Genomic DNA, 22,946 nt, shown 5'->3' on the forward strand with positions numbered 1-22,946 from the left:
GCCGGCCGGGCGGACAGCACCGGGCGCGCCGGGTCACGGTGACCCTCGCGGCCCTGGGGCTGGTCGCGGCCACCGCCGCCGCGGCCCCGCCGGCGCCCGCCGCGCCGACCGGCTGCGGGGAGCTGGTGCGCGGCCAGCTGTGCCTGCGCGGTCCGGTGGGGTCCGACGGGACGTACACCGCGGGCTACCGGCGGCACGATCCGGCCGGGCCCGGCGAGATCCTCGTGCGGCTCGGCTACCAGCGCAAGAACGACCGGATCACCGCTTTCCCCGGCTGGTTCGGCACCCGGCGGACCCAGGGCGGCGCCGTCGTGCTGAGCGGCCGGGTGGAGATGCTCGCGGACGAGTGCATCCGGGGCGTGATGCAGCGGGCGGAGACGATCTACGTCACCAAATGGACCTGTAGTTGATGTCCCGGATGTTCCGGACGTCCTGAAAGGGGCGCATCGTGTGGCAGGTAGTGCTGGGCGTCACCCCCGCCTCGGTGGTGCTCTTCCTGGCCCTGGCGCTGGCGGCGGCGCTGGCGCTGGCGCTGTGGACGGCCCGCGCCCCCGGGGTCCGCGCCCCGCGCACCACGGCCCGGATGCTGCTGGCCGGCTGGCTGCTGCTGCTCCTGGCGGCGACGCTCATGCCCAGCCAGCCGATCGGCTCGGGGGACGCCACGGTGTGGTGGCGGCCCGGTGAGGGCCTGTTCGAGCTGGGCGCCCAGCTGGAGCCCGGGGAGCTGGGGATGCTGGTGCGGCGGCAGATCGCCAATGCCGCGCTGTTCGTCCCCGCGCCGCTGCTGCTGCGGTTCGCCGCGCCCCGCGTCCCGGCCACCGCGGCGTTCCTGCTGGGGGTGGGCCTGTGCCTGGTCATCGAGACGGCGCAGCTGCTGATGCGGGCCGGGCGGATCGCCGATGTCGACGATGTGATCTGCGCGGCGGCCGGCACCGTCATCGGTACGGGCCTGGCGCTGCTCGCGCAGCTGACGGTGGCCGCTATGCGTCGTCGAGGCCTTCCGCGGCCCGCCGTTCGCGCAGCTCCTTGATGGCGCGGCGCCGGGCGAGGCGGTGCGTGCGGCGGATCTGCGCCTCCTGGTAGCGGCGCTGGTCCCGCTCGGTCTCGGGGACCACCGGCGGCACCCGGCGCGGCGTGCCCTGCTCGTCGACGGCGGCGAAGACGAGGTAGGCGGAGCCGACCTGCTGGGCCGGGCTGGATTCGTTCCAGCGCTCGGCCAGGACCCGCACGCCGACCTCCATGGAGGAGCGGCCGGTCCAGTTGACCTGGGCGCGCACATGGACGAGGTCGCCGATCCGCACCGGCTCCAGGAAGACCATCTCGTCCATGGAGGCGGTCACGGCCGGGCCGCCGGAGTGGCGCCCGGCGACCGCGCCCGCCGCGTCGTCCACGAGCTTCATGATCACGCCGCCGTGCACCGTGCCCAGCAGGTTGGTGTCGACCGACGTCATGATGTGGCTGAGCGTGATGCGGGACGCGGAGGTGGGCTTGCCCGCCTGATCGTCCGCGGGCTTTTCGGTGACGAGTTCGGTCATACGGCCAGCCTAGGCGGCCTCCGGAGGGCCGGGCCCCACCCGGTCCGTGAGACAGCTCTCGCCCCCGCCGCGGCTCCGTGACATTGCTCTCGCGGCCCCCGCCCGACACAAACCGGAATACAGCCTTCCGTTATCCCAGGTCGGAATGGTGGCGTCCCCTTCCGGTATGCGAGGGAAGGCCGCCGTGGCTTTGCATCAGCTCTGCAACAGCACTGGCCCGATCCGGCACCCGGTCTGTAAAGCACCCCGCCGCGGCGTGCACACTTCCCCGTATGAATGAGTGGCCCAATGGGTGGTCCGGCGACCAGAACGGAAACCGGTACGGATACGGCAGCGGCAGCGCCGAGCCGGAGGGTGCGCGCGCCATGCCCCAGGTACGGCGCGACGCCGGCCCCGGCTACCGGCGGAACGAGCCGCCGCTGCCGCCGTCGATGTCCCCGCGCCGGGGCGCGAGCGTGCCGCCGCAGCAGTCCCAGGGCTACGACGACGCGTACGACGGCTACAACACCGGCCAGGTCTACGGCGGCGGGGGCGGCGGGGGCCGCCGCGGCGGCAACCACGGCGACGGACGTCCCGGGCGGCCGCGCCCGCACTGGGGCCGGCGGATCAAGTGGACCGTGATCACCCTGGTCGCGGTGCTCGCGGTGGCCTCGGTCGCCACCTACTTCTGGGCCGACGGCAAGCTCCGCCGCCAGGTCGACCTGAGCAAGGTCATCGACCGGCCGGCGACCGGCGACGGCACCAACTACCTGATCGTCGGCTCGGACAGCCGCGAGGGCATGTCCGCCGCCGAGAAGCGGAAGCTGCACACCGGCTCCGCCGAGGGCAAGCGCACCGACTCGATGATGATCCTGCACGACGGCAGCAACGGCCCGACGCTGATATCCCTGCCGCGCGACTCGGACGTGGAGATACCCACCTACGTCGGCTCGTCCTCCGGCAAGAAGTACCCGGGCACCGGGCGGCACACCAAGCTCAACGCGGCCTACGCCGAGGACGGCCCGGAGCTGCTGGTGCGCACCGTCGAGTACAACACCAAGCTGCACATCGACCACTACGTCGAGATCGGCTTCGCGGGCTTCGCCAACATCGTGGACGCCATCGGCGGCGTCGACATGAACATCCCCAAGGCGTTCAAGGACAAGAACTCCGGCGCCGACTTCCCGGCCGGCGAGCAGACGCTCAACGGCCAGCAGGCGCTCGCCTTCGTCCGCACCCGGCACGCCTTCGCCGGCCAGGACCTGGACCGGACGAAGAACCAGCAGAAGTTCCTGGCGACGCTGGCCAGCCAGACGGCCACCCCGGGGACCGTGCTCAACCCCTTCAAGCTCTACCCGACGATGAGCGCCGGGCTGGACACCCTCATCGTCGACAAGGACATGAACCTGTTCGACCTCGGCAGCATGTTCTTCGCGATGAAGGGCGTCACCGGCGGCGAGGGCAAGTCGATGAACATGCCCATCTCCGGCTCCACCGGCGGCAACCTGGTCTGGGACAAGACCAAGGTCCATCAGCTGGTGCAGCAGCTGAACAACGACGAGAAGGTCACCGTCAGCGGCAACTGACCGCGCCCGCACCACGCGAGGGGCCCCGGACCGCCACTGCGATCCGGGGCCCCTCGTCGTGCGCCGTACCTACCGCCTACTGCGGCAGATTGCGCGCCATCACGATCCGCTGGACCTGGTTGGTGCCCTCGTAGATCTGCGTGATCTTCGCGTCGCGCATCATCCGCTCGACCGGGTAGTCACGGGTGTAGCCGTAGCCGCCGAGCAGCTGGACCGCGTCGGTGGTGATCTCCATGGCGGCGTCGGAGGCGTAGCACTTGGCCGCGGCGCCGAAGAACGTCAGGTCCTCGCCCTTGCCGCCGGCGGATATCCGCTCCGAGCGGGCGGCCGCGGCGTAGGTGAGCTGGCGGGCCGCCTCCACCTTCATGGCCATGTCGGCGAGCATGAACTGCACGCCCTGGAAGTCGCCGATCGGCTTGCCGAACTGCTTGCGCTCCTGGACGTAGCCCTTGGCGTAGTCCAGGGCGCCCTGGGCGATGCCCAGCGCCTGGGCCGCGATGGTGATGCGGGTGTGGTCCAGGGTCTTCATCGCGGTCGCGAAGCCGGTGCCCTCGGCGCCGATCATGCGGTCGGCGGGGATCCGGACGTTGTCGAGGTAGACCTCGCGGGTCGGGGAGCCCTTGATACCGAGCTTCTTCTCCGGGGCGCCGAAGGAGACGCCCTCGTCGCCCTTCTCGACGACGAAGGCCGAGATGCCCCGGGAGCGCTTCTCGGGGTCGGTGACGGCCATCACCGTGTAGAACTCGCTCACACCGGCGTTGGTGATCCAGCGCTTCACGCCGTTGAGGACCCAGTGGTCGCCGTCGCGGACGGCCTTGGTCTTCATCCCCGCCGCGTCGGAGCCGGCGTCCGGCTCGCTCAGGCAGTACGAGAACATCCCGTCGCCCTTGGCCAGCGGGCCCAGGTACTTCGCCTTCAGCTCCTCGGAGCCGGAGAGGACCACCGGCAGCGAGCCGAGCTTGTTGACCGCCGGGATGAGGGAGGACGACGCACAGACGCGGGCGACCTCCTCGATGACGATGACGGTCGCCAGGGCATCGGCGCCGGCGCCGCCGTAGGCCTCCGGGACATGGACGGCGTGCAGGTCGTTGGCGACCAGCGCGTCGTGCGCCTCCTGCGGGAAGCGGGCCTCCTCGTCCACCGCGGCGGCGAACGGCGCGATCTTCGCCTCGGCGAGCGAGCGCACCGACTCGCGGAGCATGTCGTGCTCCTCCGACGGCCGGTACAGATCGAAATCAGCGGTTCCCGCCAAGGTTTCTCACTCCCCTGAGAGCTGATGCTCAGTGCTAACTACCGTTAAGTAACCCTTTACTCTCCGGATTCTAGGCGCCGCATCCGGCCACGCATACGTGAGGTTGCCGACAGTGACCCCGGGCAGGGGGCCGGTGGCTGGAGTGCCCCCCTCCGCGCCCGACTATGCTCGGTCAGCGCCTTTCCCCTCCCGCCCGTCGCACCGACCACCACCCTGTATGCCGGCGCCCGCGCCGCCCCGCTTGTTTGGAGCATCCATGGCCCTCAAGATCACCGTGATCGGCACCGGCTATCTCGGCGCCACCCACGCCGCGGCCATGGCCGAGCTGGGCTTCGAGGTGCTGGGGCTCGACGTGGTCCCCGAGAAGATCGAGATGCTGCAGCGGGGCGAGGTCCCCATGTACGAGCCCGGCCTGGAGGAGCTGCTGCGCCGCCATGTCGACGGGATCGAGGGGGCGAGCGGGCGGCTGCGCTTCACCACCTCCTACGAGGAGGCCGGCGCCTTCGGCGATGTCCACTTCGTCTGCGTGAACACCCCGCAGAAGCACGGCGAGTACGCCTGCGACATGAGTTACGTGGAGAGCGCCTTCGACGCGCTGGCCCCGCATCTGACCCGGCCCGCCCTGGTCGTCGGCAAGTCGACGGTGCCGGTGGGCAGCGCGGCCCGGCTCGCCGAGCGGCTGGCCGCGGCCAGCCCGGCCGGCGCGCAGGTGGAGCTGGCCTGGAACCCGGAGTTCCTGCGCGAGGGCTTCGCCGTCAAGGACACCCTGCACCCGGACCGCATCGTGGTGGGCGTGGCCGGCGAGCGGGGCGAGGAGCTGCTGCGCGAGGTGTACGCCACCCCGATCGCCGAGGGCTCCCCCTTCATCGTCATGGACTACCCGACGTCCGAACTGGTGAAGACCTCCGCCAACTCCTTCCTGGCCACGAAGATCTCCTTCATCAACGCGATGGCGGAGGTCTGCGAGGCGGCCGACGGCGATGTGGTGAAGCTCGCCGAGGCCATCGGGCACGACGAGCGGATCGGCAAGAAGTTCCTGCGGGCCGGCATCGGCTTCGGCGGCGGCTGCCTGCCCAAGGACCTGCGGGCCTTCATGGCGCGCGCCGGTGAACTCGGCGCCGACCAGGCACTGACGTTCCTGCGCGAGATCGACTCGATCAACATGCGGCGCCGCGGCCACATGGTCGAGCTGACCCGCGACGCGGTCGGCGGCGGCTTCCTGGGCAAGCGGGTCGCCGTACTGGGCGCGACCTTCAAGCCGGACTCGGACGACGTCCGCGACTCCCCCGCCCTCAACGTCGCCGGCCAGATCCACCTCCAGGGCGGCCAGGTGACGGTCTACGACCCGAAGGGCATGGAGAACGCGCGGCGCGTCTTCCCGACGCTGGCCTACGCCGACACCGCCCTGGACGCCGTACGCGGCGCGGATGTCGTGCTGCACCTCACGGAGTGGCGGGAGTTCCGCGAACTGGACCCGGCCGCGTTGGGCGACGTCGTCGCCGAACGCCGCATCCTGGACGGCCGCAACGCCCTCGACCCCCAACTGTGGCGCAAGGCGGGCTGGACGTACCGAGCGCTGGGTCGGCCCAAGGCCTGACGCTTGCGCTTGCGCGCCGTTGCGCTGCGCGCGGCGGGCCCGCGCGTTCTCGGCTGACCCGCCGTGTCGGCTTCTCGCCGTTGCGCCTGCGGCGGGCGTTGTGGGTCGGGTGCGGTGCCGCTCCTCCGGACTCCGTCCTGCGGCGCGGCCCCTCCCGTGAGTGGGTGGGAAAGGCCGGTGGGGGCGGGCCGTTCACGTCCAGTTGCCGTGCCCGGACCCACCCACGTGCACCCGACCACTCACGGACACCCCCACGGGTCTCCCCCACCCCCAACGGGAGGGGCCGGACCGCAGGACGGAGTCCGGAGGGCCGGTCCCGCAGCCGAACAGCCAGCGCAGCGGCAACAAGCCCGCCGCAGGCGCAACGGCGAGACAGCCGACAACGTGCGGGCGCCGCGCACAAGCGCAACGGCGGGAAAGCCGAAAACGCGCGGCGGTCAGATCGTCACGTGGGACGGCCCGCGCAGCCGCTGCTCGGCACGGGCCACATCCTCCGCCGCGCGCAACGCGCGCACCGCGTTCTGCCACGTGAGCTTGGCCAGATCCGCCTCGGACCACCTGCGGTCCAGGAGTTCGGCGATCAGGTGCGGGTAGCCCGCGACGTCGGCCAGGTCGTCGGGGGTGAAGGCGGTGCCGTCGAAGTCGCCGCCGATGCCGATGTGGTCGACGCCGGCGACCTCCCGCATGTGGTCGAGGTGGTCGGCGACGGTGGCCGCGGTGGCCTTCGGGCGGGGGTGGGCGGCCTCGAAGGCGCGGTGGACGCGCATGCCCTCCTCGGTGGTGTCGAGGTGGTGCAGCCCGTGTGCCCGCATGTTCTCGTCGGCGCGACGGGTCCACTCGACGGCCGCCGGCAGCACGAACTTCGGCACGAAGGTGGCCATCGCGACGCCGCCGTTGGCGGGCAGCTGCGCCAGCACGTCGTCGGGGATGTTGCGCGGATGGTCGCAGACCGCGCGGGCGGAGGAGTGCGAGAAGATCACCGGCGCGGTGCTGACGCGCAGCGCGTCGCGCATGGTGTCGGCCGAGACGTGCGAGAGGTCGACCAGCATCCCGCAGCGGTTCATCTCCCGCACGACCTCCTCGCCGAAGGCCGACAGCCCGTTGTGGCGCGGCTCGTCGGTCGCGGAGTCCGCCCAGTCGATGGTGTCGTTGTGGGTGAGCGTCATGTAGCGCACGCCCAGCCGGTGCAGCGCGCGCAAGGTGGCCAGCGAGTTGTTGATGGAGTGGCCGCCCTCGGCGCCCATGAGGGAGGCGATCCGGCCCTCGGCGCGGGCCGCCTCCATCTCGTCGGCGGTGTGCGCGGCGCGCAGCTCGCGGGGGTGGCGGGCGAGCAGTTCGCGCACCACATCGATCTGTTCGAGGGTCGCGCTGACGGCCCGGTCGCCCGCGTAGTCGGCGCGGACGTACACCGACCAGAACTGGGCGCCGACGCCGCCGGCCCGCAGCCGCGGCAGGTCGGTGTGCAGGTGCGCGGACTGGTCGGTGGCGATGTCGCGCCGGTCGAGGTCGTAGCGGACCTGCTCGCGCAGCGCCCAGGGCAGGTCGTTGTGGCCGTCGACGACGGGCCAGCGGGCGAGCAGGTCCCGGGCGGCGTCCAGGGAGGGGCTCACCGGCCGCCGCCGAAGCCGAAGCCGTCCGGGGAGGCGACCTTGTTGCGCAGCCGCTTGCCCTTCTCGGTGGCCTGGTCGTTCAGCTCCTGCTGGAAGTCCCGCATCCGGCCGAGGAGTTCGGGGTCCGCGGTGGCGAGGATCCGGGCGGCGAGCAGCCCGGCGTTGCGGGCGCCGCCGACCGAGACGGTGGCGACCGGGACGCCGGCCGGCATCTGCACGATGGACAGCAGGGAGTCCATGCCGTCCAGGTACTTGAGCGGGACGGGGACGCCGATGACCGGGAGCGGGGTGACCGAGGCGAGCATCCCGGGGAGGTGGGCCGCGCCGCCGGCGCCCGCGATGACCGCCTTCAGCCCGCGGCCGGCCGCCTCCTCGCCGTACGCGATCATCTCGCGCGGCATGCGGTGCGCCGAGACCACGTCGACCTCGTAGGGGATCTCGAACTCGTCGAGGGCCTTGGCCGCGGCCTCCATGACGGGCCAGTCGGAGTCGGAGCCCATGACGATGCCGATGAGCGGGCCGCCGGGCGCCGCGGACGAGGGGGCGCCGGTGGCCGGTGCGGGGCGGGTGTCGGGCGACGGGCTGGACGTCATTCGGTGATCGTTCCTCGCAGGTAGCCGGCGGCGTGCGCGGCGCGCTCGCGCACGTCGGCCAGGTCGTCGCCGTAGGTGTTGACGTGTCCGACCTTACGGCCGGGCTTCACGTCCTTGCCGTACATATGGATCTTCAACTGCGGGTCCCGCGCCATGCAGTGGAGGTACGCGTGGTACATGTCCGGGTAGTCGCCGCCGAGCACGTTGGCCATGACGGTCCAGCGGGCGCGCGGGCGCGGATCGCCGAGCGGGAGGTCGAGCACGGCACGGACGTGGTTGGCGAACTGCGAGGTGATCGCGCCGTCCTGGGTCCAGTGGCCGGAATTGTGCGGGCGCATGGCCAGCTCGTTGACCAGGATCCGGCCGTCCGCGGTCTCGAAGAGTTCGACCGCCAGATGGCCGACGACGCCCAGTTCCCGGGCGATCCGCAGCGCCAGCTGCTGGGCCTGGCCGGCGAGTTCCTCGTCGAGGTCGGGCGCCGGGGCGATCACCGTGTCGCAGACGCCGTCGACCTGGACGGACTCCACGACCGGGTAGGCCACGGCCTGGCCGTGCGGCGAGCGGACGATGTTGGCCGCGAGTTCGCGGACGAAGTCGACCTTCTCCTCCGCGAGGACGGGCACTCCGGCGCGGAACGGCTCGGCGGCCTCTTTGGAGGATCGCACCACCCAGACGCCCTTGCCGTCGTAGCCGCCGCGGACGGTCTTGAGGACCACCGGGAAGCCGCCCGGCGCCTGCCCGCCGCCGAGCTCCGCGGCGAAGCGCTCGACGTCCGCGGGGTCGGAGACGAGGCGGTGGCGCGGACAGGGCGCGCCGATCGCTTCCAGCCGCGCCCGCATCACCCCCTTGTCCTGGGCGTGCACCAGCGCATCGGGGCCGGGCCGGACGGGGATCCCGTCGGCCTCCAGGGCCCTTAGATGCTCGGTGGGGACATGCTCGTGATCAAAAGTGATCACATCGCAGCCACGCGCGAACTCCCGCAGGGTGTCCAGATCGCGGTAGTCGCCGATGACGACATCACCGACCACCTGAGCCGCCGAGTCCTGCGGGGTGTCGCTGAGGAGCTTGAATCTGATGCCGAGGGGGATACCCGCCTCGTGGGTCATACGGGCGAGCTGGCCGCCGCCGACCATGCCGACTACCGGGAACGTCACGCCCCCAGGGTATCCGCACGGCGCCGCGGCCCCGACCCCGGCTTGGATGATCCTCTGAGTTCGCACGTTCGAAGATCGCCGACAGAGGACCGACGCCGGCCCCGACTCCCGGGCCGGCGGGCACGGCCGGCGCCCGCGGCGGGCACCGGCGAGGGGGAGGCCGGATGGAGAACAGCGGCATAGCCAGGGGCACCAGGGCGCTGGTGATCGCCACCGCGATCGCCGCGCTGCTGATCGCCCTGCAGTCCGTTTTCAGCCAGCTGTCCGCGCCGCGGATCTATACCGCGGACGACAGCGAGATCGCGGTCTCCCCCGGTGACCGCTTCAGCGTCCAGGTCGGCGAGGAGGGCGCCGGCGGCTACCGCTGGATCATCGCCGACCCCCGCCCCGACCCGGCCGTGCTGCGGGCCGCCGGCTCCCGGGTGGTCCCCGGCGGCCCACGGGCCGGCTCCGGCCGCGTCCGCCGGCTCGGCTTCCGGGCCGTCCGCCCGGGCCGTACGGACTTACGGCTGCTGCGCTGCCGGCGCTGCGGCACCGGCGCGGCCGACGAGCCGGGCGCCCGCAGCCTCAACTTCCGGGTGACGGTGGGCTGACCGCCGCGCGCACGGGGCGGTTCCCGCCAAGTCGCCGGGTGGCGGGCGGCGCACTCGGGCCGTGGTTAGCATGAGGGAGCGAGCCAGCGTTGACGGCCGCGGACACCGCCCACGACGGGGAGCTGAACGATCACCATGAGTGAACGGAGCGCACTGCGGTCGAGGCTGGAGGCGCTCACCCGGGAGCTGGTGAAGTTCAGCGCGGTCGGTGGCGCGGGCGTGGTGGTCAACTTCGCGGTGTTCAACCTCGTCCGGCATCTGACCGAGGTGCCCGTCGTGCGGGCCAGCATCGTGGCGACCGTCGTGGCGACCGGCACCAACTACCTGGGGTATCGCTACTTCACCTACCGCGACCGCGACAAGCAGGGCCGCGCGAAGGAGCTGACGCTCTTCCTGCTGTTCAGCGTGGTCGGCCTGGTCATCGAGAACGGTGTGCTCTACATCGCGACCTACGGCTTCGACTGGGACTCCCCGCTGCAGAGCAACGTCTTCAAGTTCCTGGGCATCGCCGTCGCCACGCTCTTCCGCTTCTGGTCCTACCGCACCTGGGTCTTCCGCACGCTGCCCGCGCGCGAGGCCGTGGAGACCGCCGAGTCCTTCCTCGCCGACGGCCCGCAGCGGCCGCGCAGCGCCTCCCGGAGGTAGCCCGCGGGCGGCCGCGCCGCCTACTCCTCGGCCGCCTACTCCTCGGCGGCGGGCTCCTGCTCGCGGGCCAGGAACAGCGCGAAGACCGGCGGATGCTGCTGGAGCAGCTCCAGCCGCCCGCCGTCCGCCTCCGCCAGATCGCGGGCCACGGCCAGCCCCAGCCCCGTGGAGTTGCGGCCGGAGACGGTCCGCTCGAAGACCCGTGAGCCCAGGTCGGGCGGGACGCCGGGACCGGCGTCGGTGACCTCGACGACGGCCTGGTTGCCGGTGACGCGGGTACGCAGCGCGACCGTCCCGTCACCGTGCATCAGCGAGTTCTCGATGAGGGTGGCCATCACCTGGGCGACCGCGCCCGGCGTGCCGACGGCGCGCAGGCCCTTCTTGCCGGAGCGCACGATGGCCCGCCCGGCGCTGCGGTAGGCCGGCCGCCACTCCTCGATCTGCTGCTTGACCACCTCGTCCAGGTCGAAGGCGACCGCCGAGCCGCTGCGCGGGTCGCGGGAGTTGGTCAGCAGCCGCTGGACGACGTCCGTCAGCCGCTCCACCTGCGCCAGCGCGATGGTGGCCTCTTCCTTCACGGTGTCCGGGTCGTCGGTGAGGGTGATCTCCTCCAGCCGCATCGACAGCGCGGTCAGCGGGGTCCGCAGCTGGTGGGAGGCGTCCGCGGCGAGCCGCCGCTCGGCGGTCAGCATCCGGGCGATCCGCTCGGCGCTGGCGTCCAGGACATCGGCGACCCGGTCCAGTTCCTGCACGCCGTAGCGGCGGTGGCGCGGGCGGGGGTCGCCGGAGCCGAGCCGTTCGGCGGTCTCCGCGAGGTCGGTGAGCGGCGCGGTCAGCCGGCGGCCCTGGCGGATGGCCAGGATGACGGCGGCGATGATCGCCAGCAGCGCCACCGCCAGGATGATCAGCAGCGTCCGGCCGATCTCCGCGCTGACCGTCGAGCGGGACTCCTGGACCGTGACGGACTCCCCGCGGTCGCCTTGCACCGACGAGGCGATCACATCGCCCGAGGGGCGGTGCCCGATCTCGATCGGCGCCTTGCCGGGCACCTTGATCTCGGCGTGCCGCTTGGCGGTGATCTGCTCGGAGAGGATGCCCGGGGTGATCTTCTCGCCGCTGCCCAGCCGGCTCTCCACTATCCCGACCAGCCGGACCGCCTCGGAGGCCACGCTCTCCTGCGCACCGGACTGGATGGTGCGGGTCTCGACGATCACCAAGGAGACGCCGAAGACGGCGATCACGACGAGCACCACGGCGAGCGTGGAGTTGATCAGGCGGCGGCGCACGGGCCCCTAGCTCTTCTCGAAGCGGAAGCCGACTCCGCGGACGGTGGCGATGTAGCGGGGGTTGGCGGCGTCGTCCCCGAGCTTCTTGCGCAGCCAGGAGATGTGCATGTCGAGCGTCTTGGTGGACGACCACCAGGTGGTGTCCCAGACCTCGCGCATCAGCTGGTCGCGGGTGACCACCCGGCCGGCGTCCCGCACCAGGACCCGCAGCAGATCGAACTCCTTCGCCGTGAGCTGGAGTTCCTCCTCGCCCATCCAGGCGCGGTGCGACTCGACGTCGATGCGGACGCCGTGGGTGGCCGGCGGCTGCTGGGGCTCGGCGGTGGAGCCGCGGCGCAGCAGGGCCCGTACGCGGGCGAGGAGTTCGGCGAGCCGGAAGGGCTTGGTGACATAGTCGTCGGCACCGGCGTCCAGGCCGACGACGGTGTCCACCTCGTCGGCGCGGGCGGTCAGCACCAGGACGGGGAAGGAATGGCCTTCGTTGCGCAGCCGGCGGGCGACCTCCAGGCCGTCCATGCCGGGCAGTCCCAGATCCAGGACGACGAGGTCGATGTTCCCCTGGAGACCGGCGTCGAGCGCCGTCGGGCCGTCCTCGCGGACCTCGACTTCGTAACCCTCGCGGCGCAGTGCGCGGGCGAGCGGCTCCGAGATGGACGCGTCATCCTCGGCGAGCAGTACACGGGTCATGGGCCGATGGTAGTCCGATGTATCCGCGCCGAGGGGCGGACCAGCGCGGATGGCCCACGGCGGACCCGCGACTGCGCCGTGGGCGCCGTGAGCTGCGCAAGCGCGGGCGCGCGCGAGGGCGCGCGGGCGCCCCGGGCGACGCCCATGGTTCCCGGTGGGGATGTGACCGTTGTCTCACGCCGCCCAACGGCGCCGGAACCAGACGTATGGTGTGGCGACGTCCATGGCACCACCGCCGGGCCGCTGACTCTCAAGTGATGTCACCGGCCCCCCGTTGCGTGCCGGGCCGGTACCCCCGGCCCTGACACACAACGATCGACCTGCCGACCGGGTCCGCCGCGCACTTGCACTTCGGGGGGCGTGGACGCCGGGGCACGACCGTCCTGCCGGCCCCTCGCGGGGAGCCGAACCTCCCGGACGTGGGGGCGGACGTCGCTCCACCGGTGCCGGTCAACCCCCACCCGGGCGCGTATCGCCTGCGAACGCGTCCCGTAGCAGCAAGGAAGCATCCATGGCGTCCAGCCTGACGAAGGACGCGGCCCAGCAGGGGAACCCTGCGGACGGCGGCAAAACCTTCTTCGGCCACCCCCGCGGACTGGCCACGCTCTTCATGACCGAGATGTGGGAGCGCTTCAGCTTCTACGGCATGAAGGCCCTTCTCCCGCTGTACCTGATCGCGCCCGGCGGCATGCACATGCAGGCCACCACGGCCACGGCGATCTACTCCGTGTACATGGCGATGGTCTACCTGCTCGCCCTGCCGGGCGGCTGGATGGCCGACCGCTTCTGGGGACCGCGCAAGACGGTCGCCATCGGCGCCGGTGTCGTCATCGCGGGGCACATCACACTCGCCCTGCCCACCGCGGCGACGTTCTTCGCCGGCCTCGTCCTGGTCGCGCTCGGCTCCGGCCTGCTGAAGGCCAACATCTCCACGATGGTCGGCCACCTCTACGACGGCCCGCAGGACCCGCGCCGCGACGGCGGCTTCACGCTCTTCTACATCGGCATCAACCTCGGTGCCTTCCTCGCCCCGCTGTCCATCGGCACCGTCGGTGAGAGCGTCAACTGGCACTTCGGCTTCACGCTCGCCGCGGTCGGCATGGCGCTCGGCCTCGGCCAGTTCCTGCTCGGCACCCGCCACCTGAGCCCGGAGAGCAGCGTCGTCGCCCAGCCCGCGACGCCCGACGAGAAGGCGTCCGTGCTGCGCAAGGGCCTGATCTGGCTGGCCGTCGCGGCCGTCTTCTACACCCTGCTCGGGGTGTCGGGGAACTTCGCCGACTGGGCGCTGATGCCGATCACCATCGCCGGCCTGGTCATCCCGATCGCCGTCCTGGTCCGTATGAAGCGCGACAAGGACGTCACGGAGCTGGAGCAGTCCAAGCTCTCCGGCTACATCTGGTTCTTCGTGGTCGCCGCCATCTTCTGGATGATCTACGACCAGAACGGCTCGACGCTGTCGATCTTCGGCGAGAACTCCACCACGAACAACCTGCTGGGATTCCACTTCCCGACGTCCTGGTACCAGTCGCTGAACCCGATCTTCATCATGGCGCTCGCCCCGGTGGTCGCTTCGGCATGGCTGTGGCTGAACAAGCGCGGCAAGGAGCCCAGCACCGCCGTCAAGTTCGCCTCCAGCCTCACCCTGATCGGCATCTCCTTCGCCGTCTTCCTCATGCCGCTGCTCGGCACCGCCGCCGACGGCGGCCGGGTCAGCCCGATGTGGCTGGTGGCGATCTACTTCATCCAGACCGTCGGTGAGCTGTGCCTGTCCCCGGTCGGCCTGTCGGTCACCACGAAGATGGCGCCCGCCAAGTACAGCTCCCAGATGATGGGTGTCTGGTTCCTCGCGGTCACCGCGGGCGACTCGGTCTCCGGTCTGCTGACGTCGCCGCAGCTGAACGTCGACCTGAACAACTCGGTCTCGGTCACCGTCGAGGCCCTCATCGCGGTCATCGCCGGTGTCGGCATCTGGATGTACCGCAAGCGGGTCAAGCAGCTGATGGGCAGCGTCAATTGACGCCTCCCGGCCCCGCACGGCGGAAGGGGGCGTCGCACCGAGACGGTGCGGCGCCCCCTTCGTGCGTCCCGTGGAGCGCCGCGTCAGCGCAGGCGCGTCCGGCGCCGCGGCAGGAACGTGAAGACCGCCCCGCCCAGCAGGACGGCCGTCCCGGCGACGAGGCCGAGCGCGGTCAGCGCGCCGTGGTCACTCGCGCCGGTCTCGGCGAGGCCGCCGCCGGAGCCGCTGCCGCCGGTGGCGCCGGCCGCTCCCGCCGTGCCGCCGCCGGAGGCCGCAGCCCCGCCCGAGGCGCCACCGGAGGTGCCGCCCTGCTGCGCCGCGGTGTCCAGGGTGAGCGAGGCCCCCGGGTCCTTCTCCGGAGTGCAGGTGGTGGTCGTCCCGAGGGCGTTGACGGTGAGCACGCCCGGGGTCAGCGTGGCCTTGCCGGTGGCGCCCGGCTTGTAGTTGCCCGTCAGGTCGGGGATCGCGATCGGCTGACCCGACTTGATCGGGCCGGCGTTGGCCGGTCCGGCGACCTTGACCGAGCCCTTGTCCGCGCCCGCGACCTTGACGTCCATGGACGGCTTGACCGAGCCGGCGGGGATGTCCGCCGGGCTGTCCATCACGGACTTGGCGAACTTCACCGTCAGGTCGTAACCGCCGCTCTTCTTCACCGCGTTGATCTGGACCGGCGAGGTCGCCTTCTTGTCCCCGATGGGCGTCTTGCAGGCGTAGGGGACCTGCACCTCCTTGCCCTTGTACGCGGTGCCGTCGGGGTCGCCGCCGGAGCCGCCGGACGTGCTGCCGCCGGAGCTCGCGCCGCCGGCCGCCGCGCCGCCGGAGGTGCCGGCGCTGGTGCCGCCGCCCGAGGTGCCCGACGTCGTACCGGCCGTGCTCCCGCCGGAGGTGCCGGCCGTCGTCCCGCCCGAGGTGCCGGCCGTGGAACCGCCCGAGGTGCCCGCGGTGGAGCCGCCCGTCGTGCCGGAGGTGGAGCCGCCGGTCGTGCCGCCGGAACCGCCCCCGTCGTCGGTCACCTTGATGGTGACCGCGGGCTTGACGGTCTCCTTGGGCGAGCACTTGGTGTCCGTCGAGATCGGCTTGTTGACGTTGATGTTGTAGAAGCCGGGCGCGAGGGTGACCTCACCGGCCTTGGTCAGCTTCAGCTTGCCCTTCATGTCGGACAGCTTCATCGCGCCGCCCTTGGGGATGGGCGGGTTCTGCCGCGGCCCCTCCATCGCCAGGTCGCCGGTCTGTGCCCCGGCCACCTTGACCGTGCCGGTCGGCTGGACGGTGTTCTCGCCCAGGTCGAGGATGTCGGGGTTCTTCGAGGCGCCCTCCACCGTCTTCCAGACCACCTCGATCTCGTCGCCGACCTTGGCCGTCTCCGGCGCGCTGACGGCGACCTTGGTGGTGCCCTCGATCGGCGGCAGCCCCGATATCGGCGGCGGCAGGCACTCCGTCTTGTACGAGACCTCCGCCGCCTGGGCGGTCCCGGCCGCGGTCATGATGCCCGCCCCCGCGAGCACCAGCGCGGCCGCCGAGGCCACCGCCGCTCTCCTCCGTTGCCTCATCACGCAGAACCTTTCGACGTCGGGCGTTCGGTTGATGTGGTGGTGGACGGTGCGGTGTCCGGGCTGAACCACGGCAGCCCCGCGGAGTCACCCGGCGTGCCGGGGCCGTCCGTGGAGCCGTCGTGCGCGGTGCGGTTCATGCGGTTCTTGCGGTCCGTGCGGTTCGTGCGGTCCTTGGTGCGGGTGCCGGGCGGCCGGCCGGCGGCGTGCGCGGCGCTCCGGTCAGGACGGTGCGGACGGACCCGGTCCACGAGCGCCATCCCGATGCGGAACACCGCCGTCGGGATCACCACGCAGAGCAGCACCCAGAAGAGCGTCACGCCCCAGGGGCGGCCGACCCCCCAGGGCTGCTCGACCAGGGTCCGGCCGCCGTAGGCGAGGGAGACCAGGTAGTCCCCGTGCGCGCCGGCCGGCAGCCCGACCGGCAGCGTGATCCGCGCCTTCTTCCCGGCGGGGACGGTGCCCCGCCACTGCTGCTCCTCCCACTGGGGTGCGAAGACGCCGTGCGAGGTGCCGACCCGGAAGACCGGGTCCCGGGCCGGCGTCGTGCCGAGATTGCCGACGGTGAGGGTCAGTTCGCGCTGTGCCGGGGCGCCGAACCAGGTCAGCAGGCCGCTGCTGCCCGTCAGCCGCGGCGGGGCGAGCACCGCCAGCCGGCCGGCGGTGGCCTCCCGGGGCAGCGGCGCCACCGGGTGGCCCGCCACCGTGAAGGGCGCATCCGCCGCTGCCGCCGCGCCGGTCACCGTCGCCACATGCACCACACAGGGGCAGGGCTTGGGCGGCTCGGCCACCGGCAGCTTTCTGCGGAAGGCGCCATGGGCGTCGGTGGTGGTGGCCCGGCCGTCCGCGTTGGCACAGGAGTTGCTGCCGCCGATCATGTTCTGGCCACAGATCAGCAGCGTGAGCAGCGCTCCGGACCGCCAGCCGCGGCCGGTCACGGTGAGGCTGCCGCCCTTGCCGGCCTCCTTGGCGGAGAGCCGGACGACGGGCGTGCCGTCGGCGGCGGCCTCGGCGGTGGGCGGCAGGCCCCAGGCCAGCGCCGCGCACAGGGCGAGCGCGGCCACCGCGCGCCCCCGCGTGCGGCCCCGCCGCGTACCGGCGCGAAGCGTGCCGACGGCCGCACTCCGGCGCATACCCGTCAGGCCGTTCACCCGCGCGCTCCCGGTCCGGTGCCCGCCAATACGGGGGCCGCGTCCGCCGGTTCGTCCCCGGAGGGCCGCGTCTCGCCGTCCGGCCCCGCGGCGGCCCGCGCGGCCCGGCTCCCGCCCGGCCCCGTGCCGCGGCGGCGCCGGCGCAGCACCACCAGCACGCCGACGCCCGCCGCGAGCAGCAGCGGCGGCGCGGCCAGGACGCCCCAAGGGGCCGCGGTGTACGAGGCGGTGGCGGCGTCGTGCGCCCCGCCCGCGGCGGTCGCGGTGAGCCGGACCTCCACGGCGTCCAGGGCGGGCGGAGCGGACCAGGTCTCCGTCAGGTCGACGGCCCGGCCGGGCGCCAGCGTTGGCGGCCGCGTCTGGGCGGCCCGCCGCAGCAGCGGGCCGAAGAGCCCGTCGGCCCGCACCGCGATCCGCGGCCTGAGCACCGTGGTACCGCGGTTGACCAGCGTGTACCGGATGACCGCCGCGCCGCCCGCGCGCCGCACCGACACCTTCTCGACGGTCAGCGCGGACAACACCGGTCCCGTCACCCGCAGATGGAGCGGCACGGTCCGCCGCCCGGCCCCGGCCCCCTTGCCCACGCCGGTGGCGAGCAGCGTGCCGGAGCGGCCGCCCGGGGCCGCGTCGCGCGGGACGGTCACCGTGAACGGGACGCCCGCCCGGGTGTGCGGCGGGATCCGCACCTCCTTCGAGGCGAGCGAGATCCACCCACCGGCACCGGAGCCGGAGCCGCTCAGCCGTACGGAGAGGGCGCGGCCGGTGGGGTTGCTCAGGGAGAGCCGGTCGGCCAACACGGTGCCCGGCGCGCCCTCCAGGTAGAAGAACGGGCGGTCCGGGGCGCCCGGGGCGGCGCCGGCCCCCGGGGCGGGAGCGGCGGACCAGGCCGGCGGCGCCGGCGCGGCGGCCGGCCGGGCCGCGGCCGCGGCGGGACACAGCAGCACGGCGGCGGTGGCGAGGGTCGCGCCGCCGACCACTGTACGGAGACGGAACGGCATCGGCGGCTCCTGCGGGTGCGAGGGGGTGCCCCGCGTGCCGGCCGGGCACGCGGGCGTACGGGAACGGGAGTGCGCCGCGCGGGTCCTGGCGCCCCGCGCGCGCCGTCAGGCCCGCTGGTGGCGCCGGGTCAGCCAGAGCACACCGGCCGCACCGGCCAGCAGCACCGTGCCGCCGAGGGTGCCCAGCGCCACGGCGGAGTCCGCGGGTCCGGTCTGCGGCAGCTGGGCGCCGGACGAGCCCCCGTCCGCGGCCGCACCGCCGCCTTGAGCGGCCCCGCCGGAGCCCCCGGCGCCGGATGCGGAACCGCCGCTTCCCTTCACGTCCAGGGTCAGCGAGGGCTTCGGATGGTTGCTCGGGGTGCAGGTGGTGGTCGTGCCCAGCGCCTTGATGGTGAGCGTGCCCGCCGTGAGCGTGACCTTGCCGCTGCCCTTGGGCGTGTACGTACCGCTCAAGTCACTGATCTTGATGGGGGTGTTGGCCGGAACGGCCTTGTCGTTGGGCGGCCCGCTGACCGGTACCGTCCCGCTCTCCGCGCCGCCGAGAGTGATCAGCGCGCTCGGCTTCATGGCGCCCTTGCCCAGCTCGACCGGGCTGGAGGAGACGCCCTTCTGGAAGGACATCACCAGCTTGTATCCCCCGCCGGAAGGGGTGGCCTTGATGTCGATGGGCGAGACCGCGCCCTTGTTCCCGATCGGCGTTTTGCACTGGTAGTTGACGTCGACGACCGCGGCGTGCGCGGCCGGGGCGGTGAGCAGCACCGCGGTCCCCGCCGTGAGCGCCGCCGCCGCGGCGAGGCCGGCGGCCCGACCCGGGCGCCTGCCGTGCTGTTCGTGGAAGCGGGCCACCTCGAGTTCCCCTTCTCCCGGTGAACGCACCGCCGTATTACTGACGGCACATCAGATTCGGCGCTCAAGGTACGCCGGGGACCCTGCCGAGGGAAGGCACAGCGCAGCCCCGATCGGCCACGGGCCCGTGGCGACGGGGAATTCCGGCCCCGCCGGGCGGCTCACGGGAGGCCACGGAGGGCTGCGGAGAGCTGTGGAGGCCCACAGGCGGCCACAGGAGCGCGCCGAACGGAAGGTTCCGCACACGACGAAGCGCGGGCCCGCAGGCCCGCGCTCAGCACTTCCGGTAGCGACACCGGCCCCTAGGACGGCGCGGCGAGCTCCGCCCAGACGGTCTTGCCGGTGCCGTCGGCGTTGCGCACCACGCCCCAGTCCAGGCACAGCCGCTGCACGATGAACATGCCGTGCCCGCCGGGGCGGCCCGGACGGTGCGGGCTGCGCGGCGCCGGCGAGCCCGCACCGAGGTCGCTGACCTCCAGATGCAGCACTTTGGCGGTGCAGCGCAGCCGCAGCTCCTCGGGCCCTTCGGCGTGCAGGCAGGCGTTGGTGACCAGTTCGGAGACGACGAGCAGCACATCCTCGGCCGCGGCACGCTGATCGGCGCCGACGGCCGGCAGCCAGCCCCAGTCGTGCAGGGCCTGCCGGGCGAAGTCGCGGCCGCGCGCCACGGCGCCCCGGGTGCCCGCCAGACGCAGCCGGCGGACCTGGCCCGCCGGAGTGGCGGGAGCCGGGGCGGCGGAAGCGCCGGCGCTGCCCGGCTCCGGGCCGAGATCGCCCGGCGGGTACGGCCGGGTGGTGCTCATCAGCGCTTCACCTCACCGATTCGCCTGTTCACGGAAAACAGATGCTGACTGATTCAACGGATTCAGATGTCTCCTGCCCGACCGGACCGTGAGAACACCCACTTCTTGGGTACGGAAGTTGTGACACGGACTACGTGCCCGGAATGCATGGTTCCGGACACCGCGTCACGTCAGTCGGTCAGAGCCGCGTCAAGGGAGTCGTGCACCGTGAAGACCGCCTCCGCGCCGGTGATCTCGAAGACCCGGGCCACCACCGGCTGCATGCCGGCCAGATGGACCGCACCCCCCTCGGCCTCCGCCTTCAGGCGCGCACCGAGCAGCACGTTGAGTCCCGTGGAGTCCATGAACTCAAGGGGTGAGCAGTCCACCACCAAGCGTGCATACCCGTCGTCCACACACCCCTCCAGTGATTCACGCAACAGATCCGCGGTGTGGTGATCGAGCTCACCCGCGACCGTCACCACCGCGCTGGCGCCGTGATGGCGGATCTCGACATGAAGCCGGCCCCGGCTTGCACTGCCGACCGTCCCGCGGTCCATGCGTGCGCACCCCTCATTGCTGTCTAGACGACTGTTTGCTTACGACTGCGCTTGTCGAACCCTACGCCTTCCGGACGCGGGCCGGTAGCCGGAACAATCCGCATTTTGCCCAATATACGGACACCACGCACTTGCCATCTTCACGTAAAGCCAGGTAGGCGTAGAAGCACACATCCAACACGGCCGGCTTTGGAGGCGCCGCACACCGCAGCTTCGTGTAGAGGCATCGGCAGCCATATGCCGAGAACGATGGAGGAGACCATGTCACCCCGGCTCGACGAATTGCGTACCGACGACCACCGGCAGCCCGCTTCGTCGACAACCCCGTCCGACCCGACCGGGCTTATCCCTTCCCAGTTGCTCCCTGCTGAATCAGAACTCGCAGAACAGCCTGAGATCGACGGTCTGCCCGAGATCCCGCCGTTCGACGAGGTGAGCCCGGTGGACGCGAGGGCTCTGTCCAAGACCCTCTTCGAGCGGTTCGAGACCCTCGAGGAAGGCACCCACGAATTCGCCTACGTCCGGAACACGCTGGTCGAGCTCAATCTCGCCCTGGTGAAGTTCGCGGCCTCCCGCTTCCGCTCCCGCAGCGAGCCCATGGAGGACATCGTCCAGGTCGGCACGATCGGCCTGATCAAGGCGATCGACCGCTTCGAGCTGAGCCGCGGCGTCGAGTTCCCGACGTTCGCCATGCCGACCATCATCGGCGAGATCAAGCGTTTCTTCCGTGACACCAGCTGGTCGGTGCGGGTACCGAGGCGGCTGCAGGAGCTGCGGCTGGACCTCGCCAAGGCGGGCGACGAGCTGGCGCAGAAGCTGGACCGCGCGCCCACCGTGCAGGAGCTCGCCGAGCGCCTCGACATCAGCCGCGACGAGGTCGTCGAGGGCATGGCCGCGAGCAACGCGTACACCGCGAGCTCGCTGGACGCCCAGCCCGAGGAGGACGACAGCGAAGGCGCGCTGGCCGACCGCATCGGCTACGAGGACCACGGTCTCGAGGGCATCGAGTACGTGGAGTCCCTCAAGCCGCTGATCGCCGAACTCCCGCCGCGCGACCGCAAGATCCTCTCACTGCGCTTCGTCGCCAACATGACGCAGTCCGAGATCGGCGAGGAGCTGGGCATCTCCCAGATGCACGTCTCCCGTCTGCTCTCGCGCACCCTGGGGAAGCTGCGCAAGGGCCTGATGATCGACGAGTGAGCCACCGCGGTCACCGCCGGTCGCCCACGACCGGCGGCCGCCCGCGCGAAGGAGGGCCCGCCCCGGGGTTGTTCGGGACGGGCCCTCCTTCGCGTTGCCGTGCGCCGGCCGCCCGCTAGCTGGACGGCCGGCGCGGGCCGTCAGACGAGGACGCCCTTGTGCCACACGGCCGAGACGAGCGGGACGCCCGGCCGGTAGGCGAGGTGGACGTGCGAGGGCGCGTCCAGCAGGGCGAGGTCGGCGCGGGCGCCGGGGGCGATCCGGCCGATGTCCGTACGCCGCAGGGCCCGTGCGCCGCCCGCGGTCGCCGCCCACACCGCCTCGTCGGGGGTCATCCCCATGTCGCGGACGGCGAGCGCGATGCAGAACGGCATCGAACTCGTGAAGGACGAGCCGGGGTTGCAGTCCGTGGACAGCGCGACGGTGGCGCCCGCGTCGAGCAGCGGGCGGGCGTCGGGCCAGGTGGCGCGGGTGGAGAACTCGGCGCCGGGGAGCAGGGTGGCGACCGTGTCGGACTGGGCGAGCGCGTCGATGTCGGCGGCGCTGAGGTGGGTGCAGTGGTCGGCGGAGGCCGCGCCGACCTCGACGGCGAGCTGGACGCCGGGGCCGTGGCCGAGCTGGTTGGCGTGCACCCGCGGCACCAGCCCCTTGGCCTTGCCCGCGGTGAGCACCGCCCGCGCCTGGTCGCCGTCGAAGGCGCCCTTCTCGCAGAACACGTCGACCCAGCGGGCGTGCGGGGCGCAGGCGTCCAGCATCGGCCCGGTGACGAGGTCGACGTAGCCGGCCGGGTCGTCGGCGTAGTCGGGCGACACGATGTGGGCACCGAGGAAGGTGACCTCGTCGGTGTGCGCGGCGGCGATCCGCAGGGCGCGGGCCTCGTCCTCGACGGTCAGGCCGTAGCCGGACTTGGTCTCCTGGGTGGTGGTGCCCTGGCGGAGCGCCTCGGCGAGGTAGCGGGCGACGTTGGCGTGCAGGGCCTCGTCGGAGGCGGCGCGGGTGGCGGCGACCGTGGTGCGGATGCCGCCGGCGGAGTACGGGCGCCCGGACATCCGGGCGTTGAACTCCGCGGTGCGGTCGCCGGCGAAGACCAGGTGGGAGTGGGAGTCGACGAAGCCGGGAAGGGCGGCCCGGCCGGCGGCGTCGACGGCGTTGTCGGTGGCGGGTGCTTTGCTGGAGGCGCCTACCCAGGCGATGCGGTCGCCGTCGATGACGACCGCCGCGTCCTGGATCAGACCGAGGGGGCCTTCACCGAGGGAGGGGTCGTTGGTGACCAGCTGGGAGATGTGGGTGATGGCGGTGGTCGGCGCGGAGTTCGTCGTCATCGC

The 22,946-nt window shown here is 72.4% G+C and carries 22 protein-coding genes; 8 read left to right on the plus strand and 14 right to left on the minus strand.

Translation table 11 applies throughout. From position 1 onward, the window contains the following. Together IEY78_RS26835 and IEY78_RS26840 are read left to right on the plus strand one after the other, a co-directional pair. Positions 1-410 (plus strand): hypothetical protein (locus tag IEY78_RS26835; protein ID WP_189102527.1); only part of this gene is annotated, 410 nt, incomplete at its 5' end. A gap of 38 nt (positions 411-448) precedes the next feature. After that, positions 449-1,030 (plus strand): VanZ family protein, encoded by a 582-nt coding sequence (locus IEY78_RS26840; RefSeq protein ID WP_189102529.1) that lies wholly within the window; start codon positions 449-451, stop codon positions 1,028-1,030. Here IEY78_RS26840 and IEY78_RS26845 read toward each other — a convergent pair. Next, positions 981-1,535 (minus strand): acyl-CoA thioesterase, encoded by a 555-nt coding sequence (locus IEY78_RS26845; protein WP_189102531.1) that lies wholly within the window; start codon positions 1,533-1,535, stop codon positions 981-983. The two genes, IEY78_RS26840 and IEY78_RS26845, sit on opposite strands and share 50 nt — an antisense overlap. A 272-nt stretch (positions 1,536-1,807) precedes the next feature. Between IEY78_RS26845 and IEY78_RS26850 the strand changes: the two genes are divergently transcribed. Continuing rightward, complete coding sequence (locus tag IEY78_RS26850; protein WP_189102533.1) at positions 1,808-3,100, plus strand: LCP family protein; 1,293 nt, start codon at positions 1,808-1,810, stop codon at positions 3,098-3,100. Between the two features lie 76 nt (positions 3,101-3,176). Here IEY78_RS26850 and IEY78_RS26855 read toward each other — a convergent pair whose 3' ends face one another. Continuing rightward, positions 3,177-4,352 (minus strand): acyl-CoA dehydrogenase family protein, encoded by a 1,176-nt coding sequence (locus IEY78_RS26855; RefSeq protein WP_189102535.1) that lies wholly within the window; start codon positions 4,350-4,352, stop codon positions 3,177-3,179. Positions 4,353-4,608: 256 nt separating this feature from the next. Between IEY78_RS26855 and IEY78_RS26860 the strand changes: the two genes are divergently transcribed. Next, the gene (locus IEY78_RS26860; protein ID WP_189102537.1) at positions 4,609-5,949 is read left to right on the plus strand and encodes a UDP-glucose dehydrogenase family protein; all 1,341 of its coding nucleotides are present in this window, start codon (positions 4,609-4,611) and stop codon (positions 5,947-5,949) included. 437 nt (positions 5,950-6,386) lie between these two features. Here IEY78_RS26860 and IEY78_RS26865 read toward each other — a convergent pair whose 3' ends face one another. The 3 genes from IEY78_RS26865 to IEY78_RS26875 are packed head-to-tail and all read right to left on the minus strand — an operon-like array spanning position 6,387 to position 9,306. Beyond that, on the minus strand, positions 6,387-7,559 hold the full coding sequence (locus IEY78_RS26865) for a dipeptidase (RefSeq protein ID WP_189102539.1): 1,173 nt from the start codon (positions 7,557-7,559) through the stop codon (positions 6,387-6,389). Then, positions 7,556-8,152, minus strand: coding sequence for a 5-(carboxyamino)imidazole ribonucleotide mutase (gene purE, locus IEY78_RS26870; protein ID WP_189102541.1), 597 nt, complete (start codon positions 8,150-8,152; stop codon positions 7,556-7,558). The genes IEY78_RS26865 and purE overlap by 4 nt, the downstream gene beginning before the upstream one ends. Next, positions 8,149-9,306, minus strand: a complete 1,158-nt coding sequence (locus tag IEY78_RS26875; RefSeq protein WP_189102543.1) for a 5-(carboxyamino)imidazole ribonucleotide synthase — start codon at positions 9,304-9,306, stop codon at positions 8,149-8,151. Before IEY78_RS26875 ends, purE begins: the two co-directional genes overlap by 4 nt. Before the next feature lie 164 nt (positions 9,307-9,470). Between IEY78_RS26875 and IEY78_RS26880 the strand changes: the two genes are divergently transcribed. Further along, positions 9,471-9,899 (plus strand): protease inhibitor I42 family protein, encoded by a 429-nt coding sequence (locus tag IEY78_RS26880; protein WP_229700198.1) that lies wholly within the window; start codon positions 9,471-9,473, stop codon positions 9,897-9,899. A 135-nt stretch (positions 9,900-10,034) separates the two neighbouring features. Then, complete coding sequence (locus tag IEY78_RS26885) at positions 10,035-10,544, plus strand: GtrA family protein (RefSeq protein WP_189102545.1); 510 nt, start codon at positions 10,035-10,037, stop codon at positions 10,542-10,544. 35 nt (positions 10,545-10,579) lie between these two features. Here IEY78_RS26885 and IEY78_RS26890 read toward each other — a convergent pair whose 3' ends face one another. Both IEY78_RS26890 and IEY78_RS26895 read right to left on the minus strand, forming a co-directional pair. Then, on the minus strand, positions 10,580-11,830 hold the full coding sequence (locus IEY78_RS26890) for a sensor histidine kinase (protein WP_189102546.1): 1,251 nt from the start codon (positions 11,828-11,830) through the stop codon (positions 10,580-10,582). Positions 11,831-11,836: 6 nt separating this feature from the next. After that, complete coding sequence (locus IEY78_RS26895; protein WP_006605209.1) at positions 11,837-12,517, minus strand: response regulator transcription factor; 681 nt, start codon at positions 12,515-12,517, stop codon at positions 11,837-11,839. A gap of 511 nt (positions 12,518-13,028) precedes the next feature. Here IEY78_RS26895 and IEY78_RS26900 point away from each other — a divergent pair. Continuing rightward, on the plus strand, positions 13,029-14,534 hold the full coding sequence (locus tag IEY78_RS26900; RefSeq protein ID WP_189102548.1) for a peptide MFS transporter: 1,506 nt from the start codon (positions 13,029-13,031) through the stop codon (positions 14,532-14,534). 83 nt (positions 14,535-14,617) lie between these two features. Here IEY78_RS26900 and IEY78_RS26905 read toward each other — a convergent pair whose 3' ends face one another. From IEY78_RS26905 to IEY78_RS26930, 6 genes are all read right to left on the minus strand, one after another. Continuing rightward, the gene (locus IEY78_RS26905) at positions 14,618-16,084 is read right to left on the minus strand and encodes a hypothetical protein (protein ID WP_189102550.1); all 1,467 of its coding nucleotides are present in this window, start codon (positions 16,082-16,084) and stop codon (positions 14,618-14,620) included. After that, complete coding sequence (locus IEY78_RS26910; protein ID WP_189102552.1) at positions 16,084-17,148, minus strand: hypothetical protein; 1,065 nt, start codon at positions 17,146-17,148, stop codon at positions 16,084-16,086. The genes IEY78_RS26905 and IEY78_RS26910 overlap by 1 nt, the downstream gene beginning before the upstream one ends. Before the next feature lie 83 nt (positions 17,149-17,231). Then, a complete protein-coding gene (locus IEY78_RS26915) occupies positions 17,232-18,233 on the minus strand; it encodes a COG1470 family protein (RefSeq protein WP_189102554.1) in 1,002 nt (333 codons plus the stop codon). 105 nt (positions 18,234-18,338) lie between these two features. Beyond that, on the minus strand, positions 18,339-19,079 hold the full coding sequence (locus tag IEY78_RS26920) for an LPXTG cell wall anchor domain-containing protein (protein WP_189102556.1): 741 nt from the start codon (positions 19,077-19,079) through the stop codon (positions 18,339-18,341). 302 nt (positions 19,080-19,381) lie between these two features. Continuing rightward, complete coding sequence (locus IEY78_RS26925; RefSeq protein ID WP_189102558.1) at positions 19,382-19,882, minus strand: ATP-binding protein; 501 nt, start codon at positions 19,880-19,882, stop codon at positions 19,382-19,384. A gap of 170 nt (positions 19,883-20,052) precedes the next feature. Further along, positions 20,053-20,421, minus strand: coding sequence for an STAS domain-containing protein (locus IEY78_RS26930; RefSeq protein ID WP_006605202.1), 369 nt, complete (start codon positions 20,419-20,421; stop codon positions 20,053-20,055). A 261-nt stretch (positions 20,422-20,682) separates the two neighbouring features. On the opposite strand from IEY78_RS26930, the gene IEY78_RS26935 reads away from it, so the two are divergent. Then, a complete protein-coding gene (locus tag IEY78_RS26935; protein WP_189102560.1) occupies positions 20,683-21,621 on the plus strand; it encodes an RNA polymerase sigma factor SigF in 939 nt (312 codons plus the stop codon). A 140-nt stretch (positions 21,622-21,761) separates the two neighbouring features. On the opposite strand, the gene hutI is transcribed toward IEY78_RS26935, so the two are convergent. Beyond that, entirely contained in the window at positions 21,762-22,943 is a 1,182-nt protein-coding gene (gene hutI, locus IEY78_RS26940) for an imidazolonepropionase (RefSeq protein WP_189102562.1), read from the minus strand. Between the last annotated feature and the right edge of the window lie 3 nt (positions 22,944-22,946).

It is taken from the genome of Streptomyces kronopolitis, assembly GCF_014646275.1.
Lineage (GTDB): Bacteria > Actinomycetota > Actinomycetes > Streptomycetales > Streptomycetaceae > Streptomyces > Streptomyces kronopolitis.

Bases quoted from the DNA above. Each gene is read 5' to 3' on its own strand.
- purE (WP_189102541.1), bottom strand. From the start codon at position 8,152: ATGACGTCCAGCCCGTCGCCCGACACCCGCCCCGCACCGGCCACCGGC.
- IEY78_RS26935 (WP_189102560.1), top strand. From the start codon at position 20,683: ATGTCACCCCGGCTCGACGAATTGCGTACCGACGACCACCGGCAGCCC.
- IEY78_RS26925 (WP_189102558.1), bottom strand. From the start codon at position 19,882: ATGAGCACCACCCGGCCGTACCCGCCGGGCGATCTCGGCCCGGAGCCG.
- IEY78_RS26860 (WP_189102537.1), top strand. From the start codon at position 4,609: ATGGCCCTCAAGATCACCGTGATCGGCACCGGCTATCTCGGCGCCACC.
- IEY78_RS26845 (WP_189102531.1), bottom strand. From the start codon at position 1,535: ATGACCGAACTCGTCACCGAAAAGCCCGCGGACGATCAGGCGGGCAAG.
- IEY78_RS26930 (WP_006605202.1), bottom strand. From the start codon at position 20,421: ATGGACCGCGGGACGGTCGGCAGTGCAAGCCGGGGCCGGCTTCATGTC.
- IEY78_RS26905 (WP_189102550.1), bottom strand. From the start codon at position 16,084: ATGAGGCAACGGAGGAGAGCGGCGGTGGCCTCGGCGGCCGCGCTGGTG.
- hutI (WP_189102562.1), bottom strand. From the start codon at position 22,943: ATGACGACGAACTCCGCGCCGACCACCGCCATCACCCACATCTCCCAG.
- IEY78_RS26915 (WP_189102554.1), bottom strand. From the start codon at position 18,233: ATGCCGTTCCGTCTCCGTACAGTGGTCGGCGGCGCGACCCTCGCCACC.
- IEY78_RS26880 (WP_229700198.1), top strand. From the start codon at position 9,471: ATGGAGAACAGCGGCATAGCCAGGGGCACCAGGGCGCTGGTGATCGCC.
- IEY78_RS26850 (WP_189102533.1), top strand. From the start codon at position 1,808: ATGAATGAGTGGCCCAATGGGTGGTCCGGCGACCAGAACGGAAACCGG.
- IEY78_RS26885 (WP_189102545.1), top strand. From the start codon at position 10,035: ATGAGTGAACGGAGCGCACTGCGGTCGAGGCTGGAGGCGCTCACCCGG.
- IEY78_RS26895 (WP_006605209.1), bottom strand. From the start codon at position 12,517: ATGACCCGTGTACTGCTCGCCGAGGATGACGCGTCCATCTCGGAGCCG.
- IEY78_RS26900 (WP_189102548.1), top strand. From the start codon at position 13,029: ATGGCGTCCAGCCTGACGAAGGACGCGGCCCAGCAGGGGAACCCTGCG.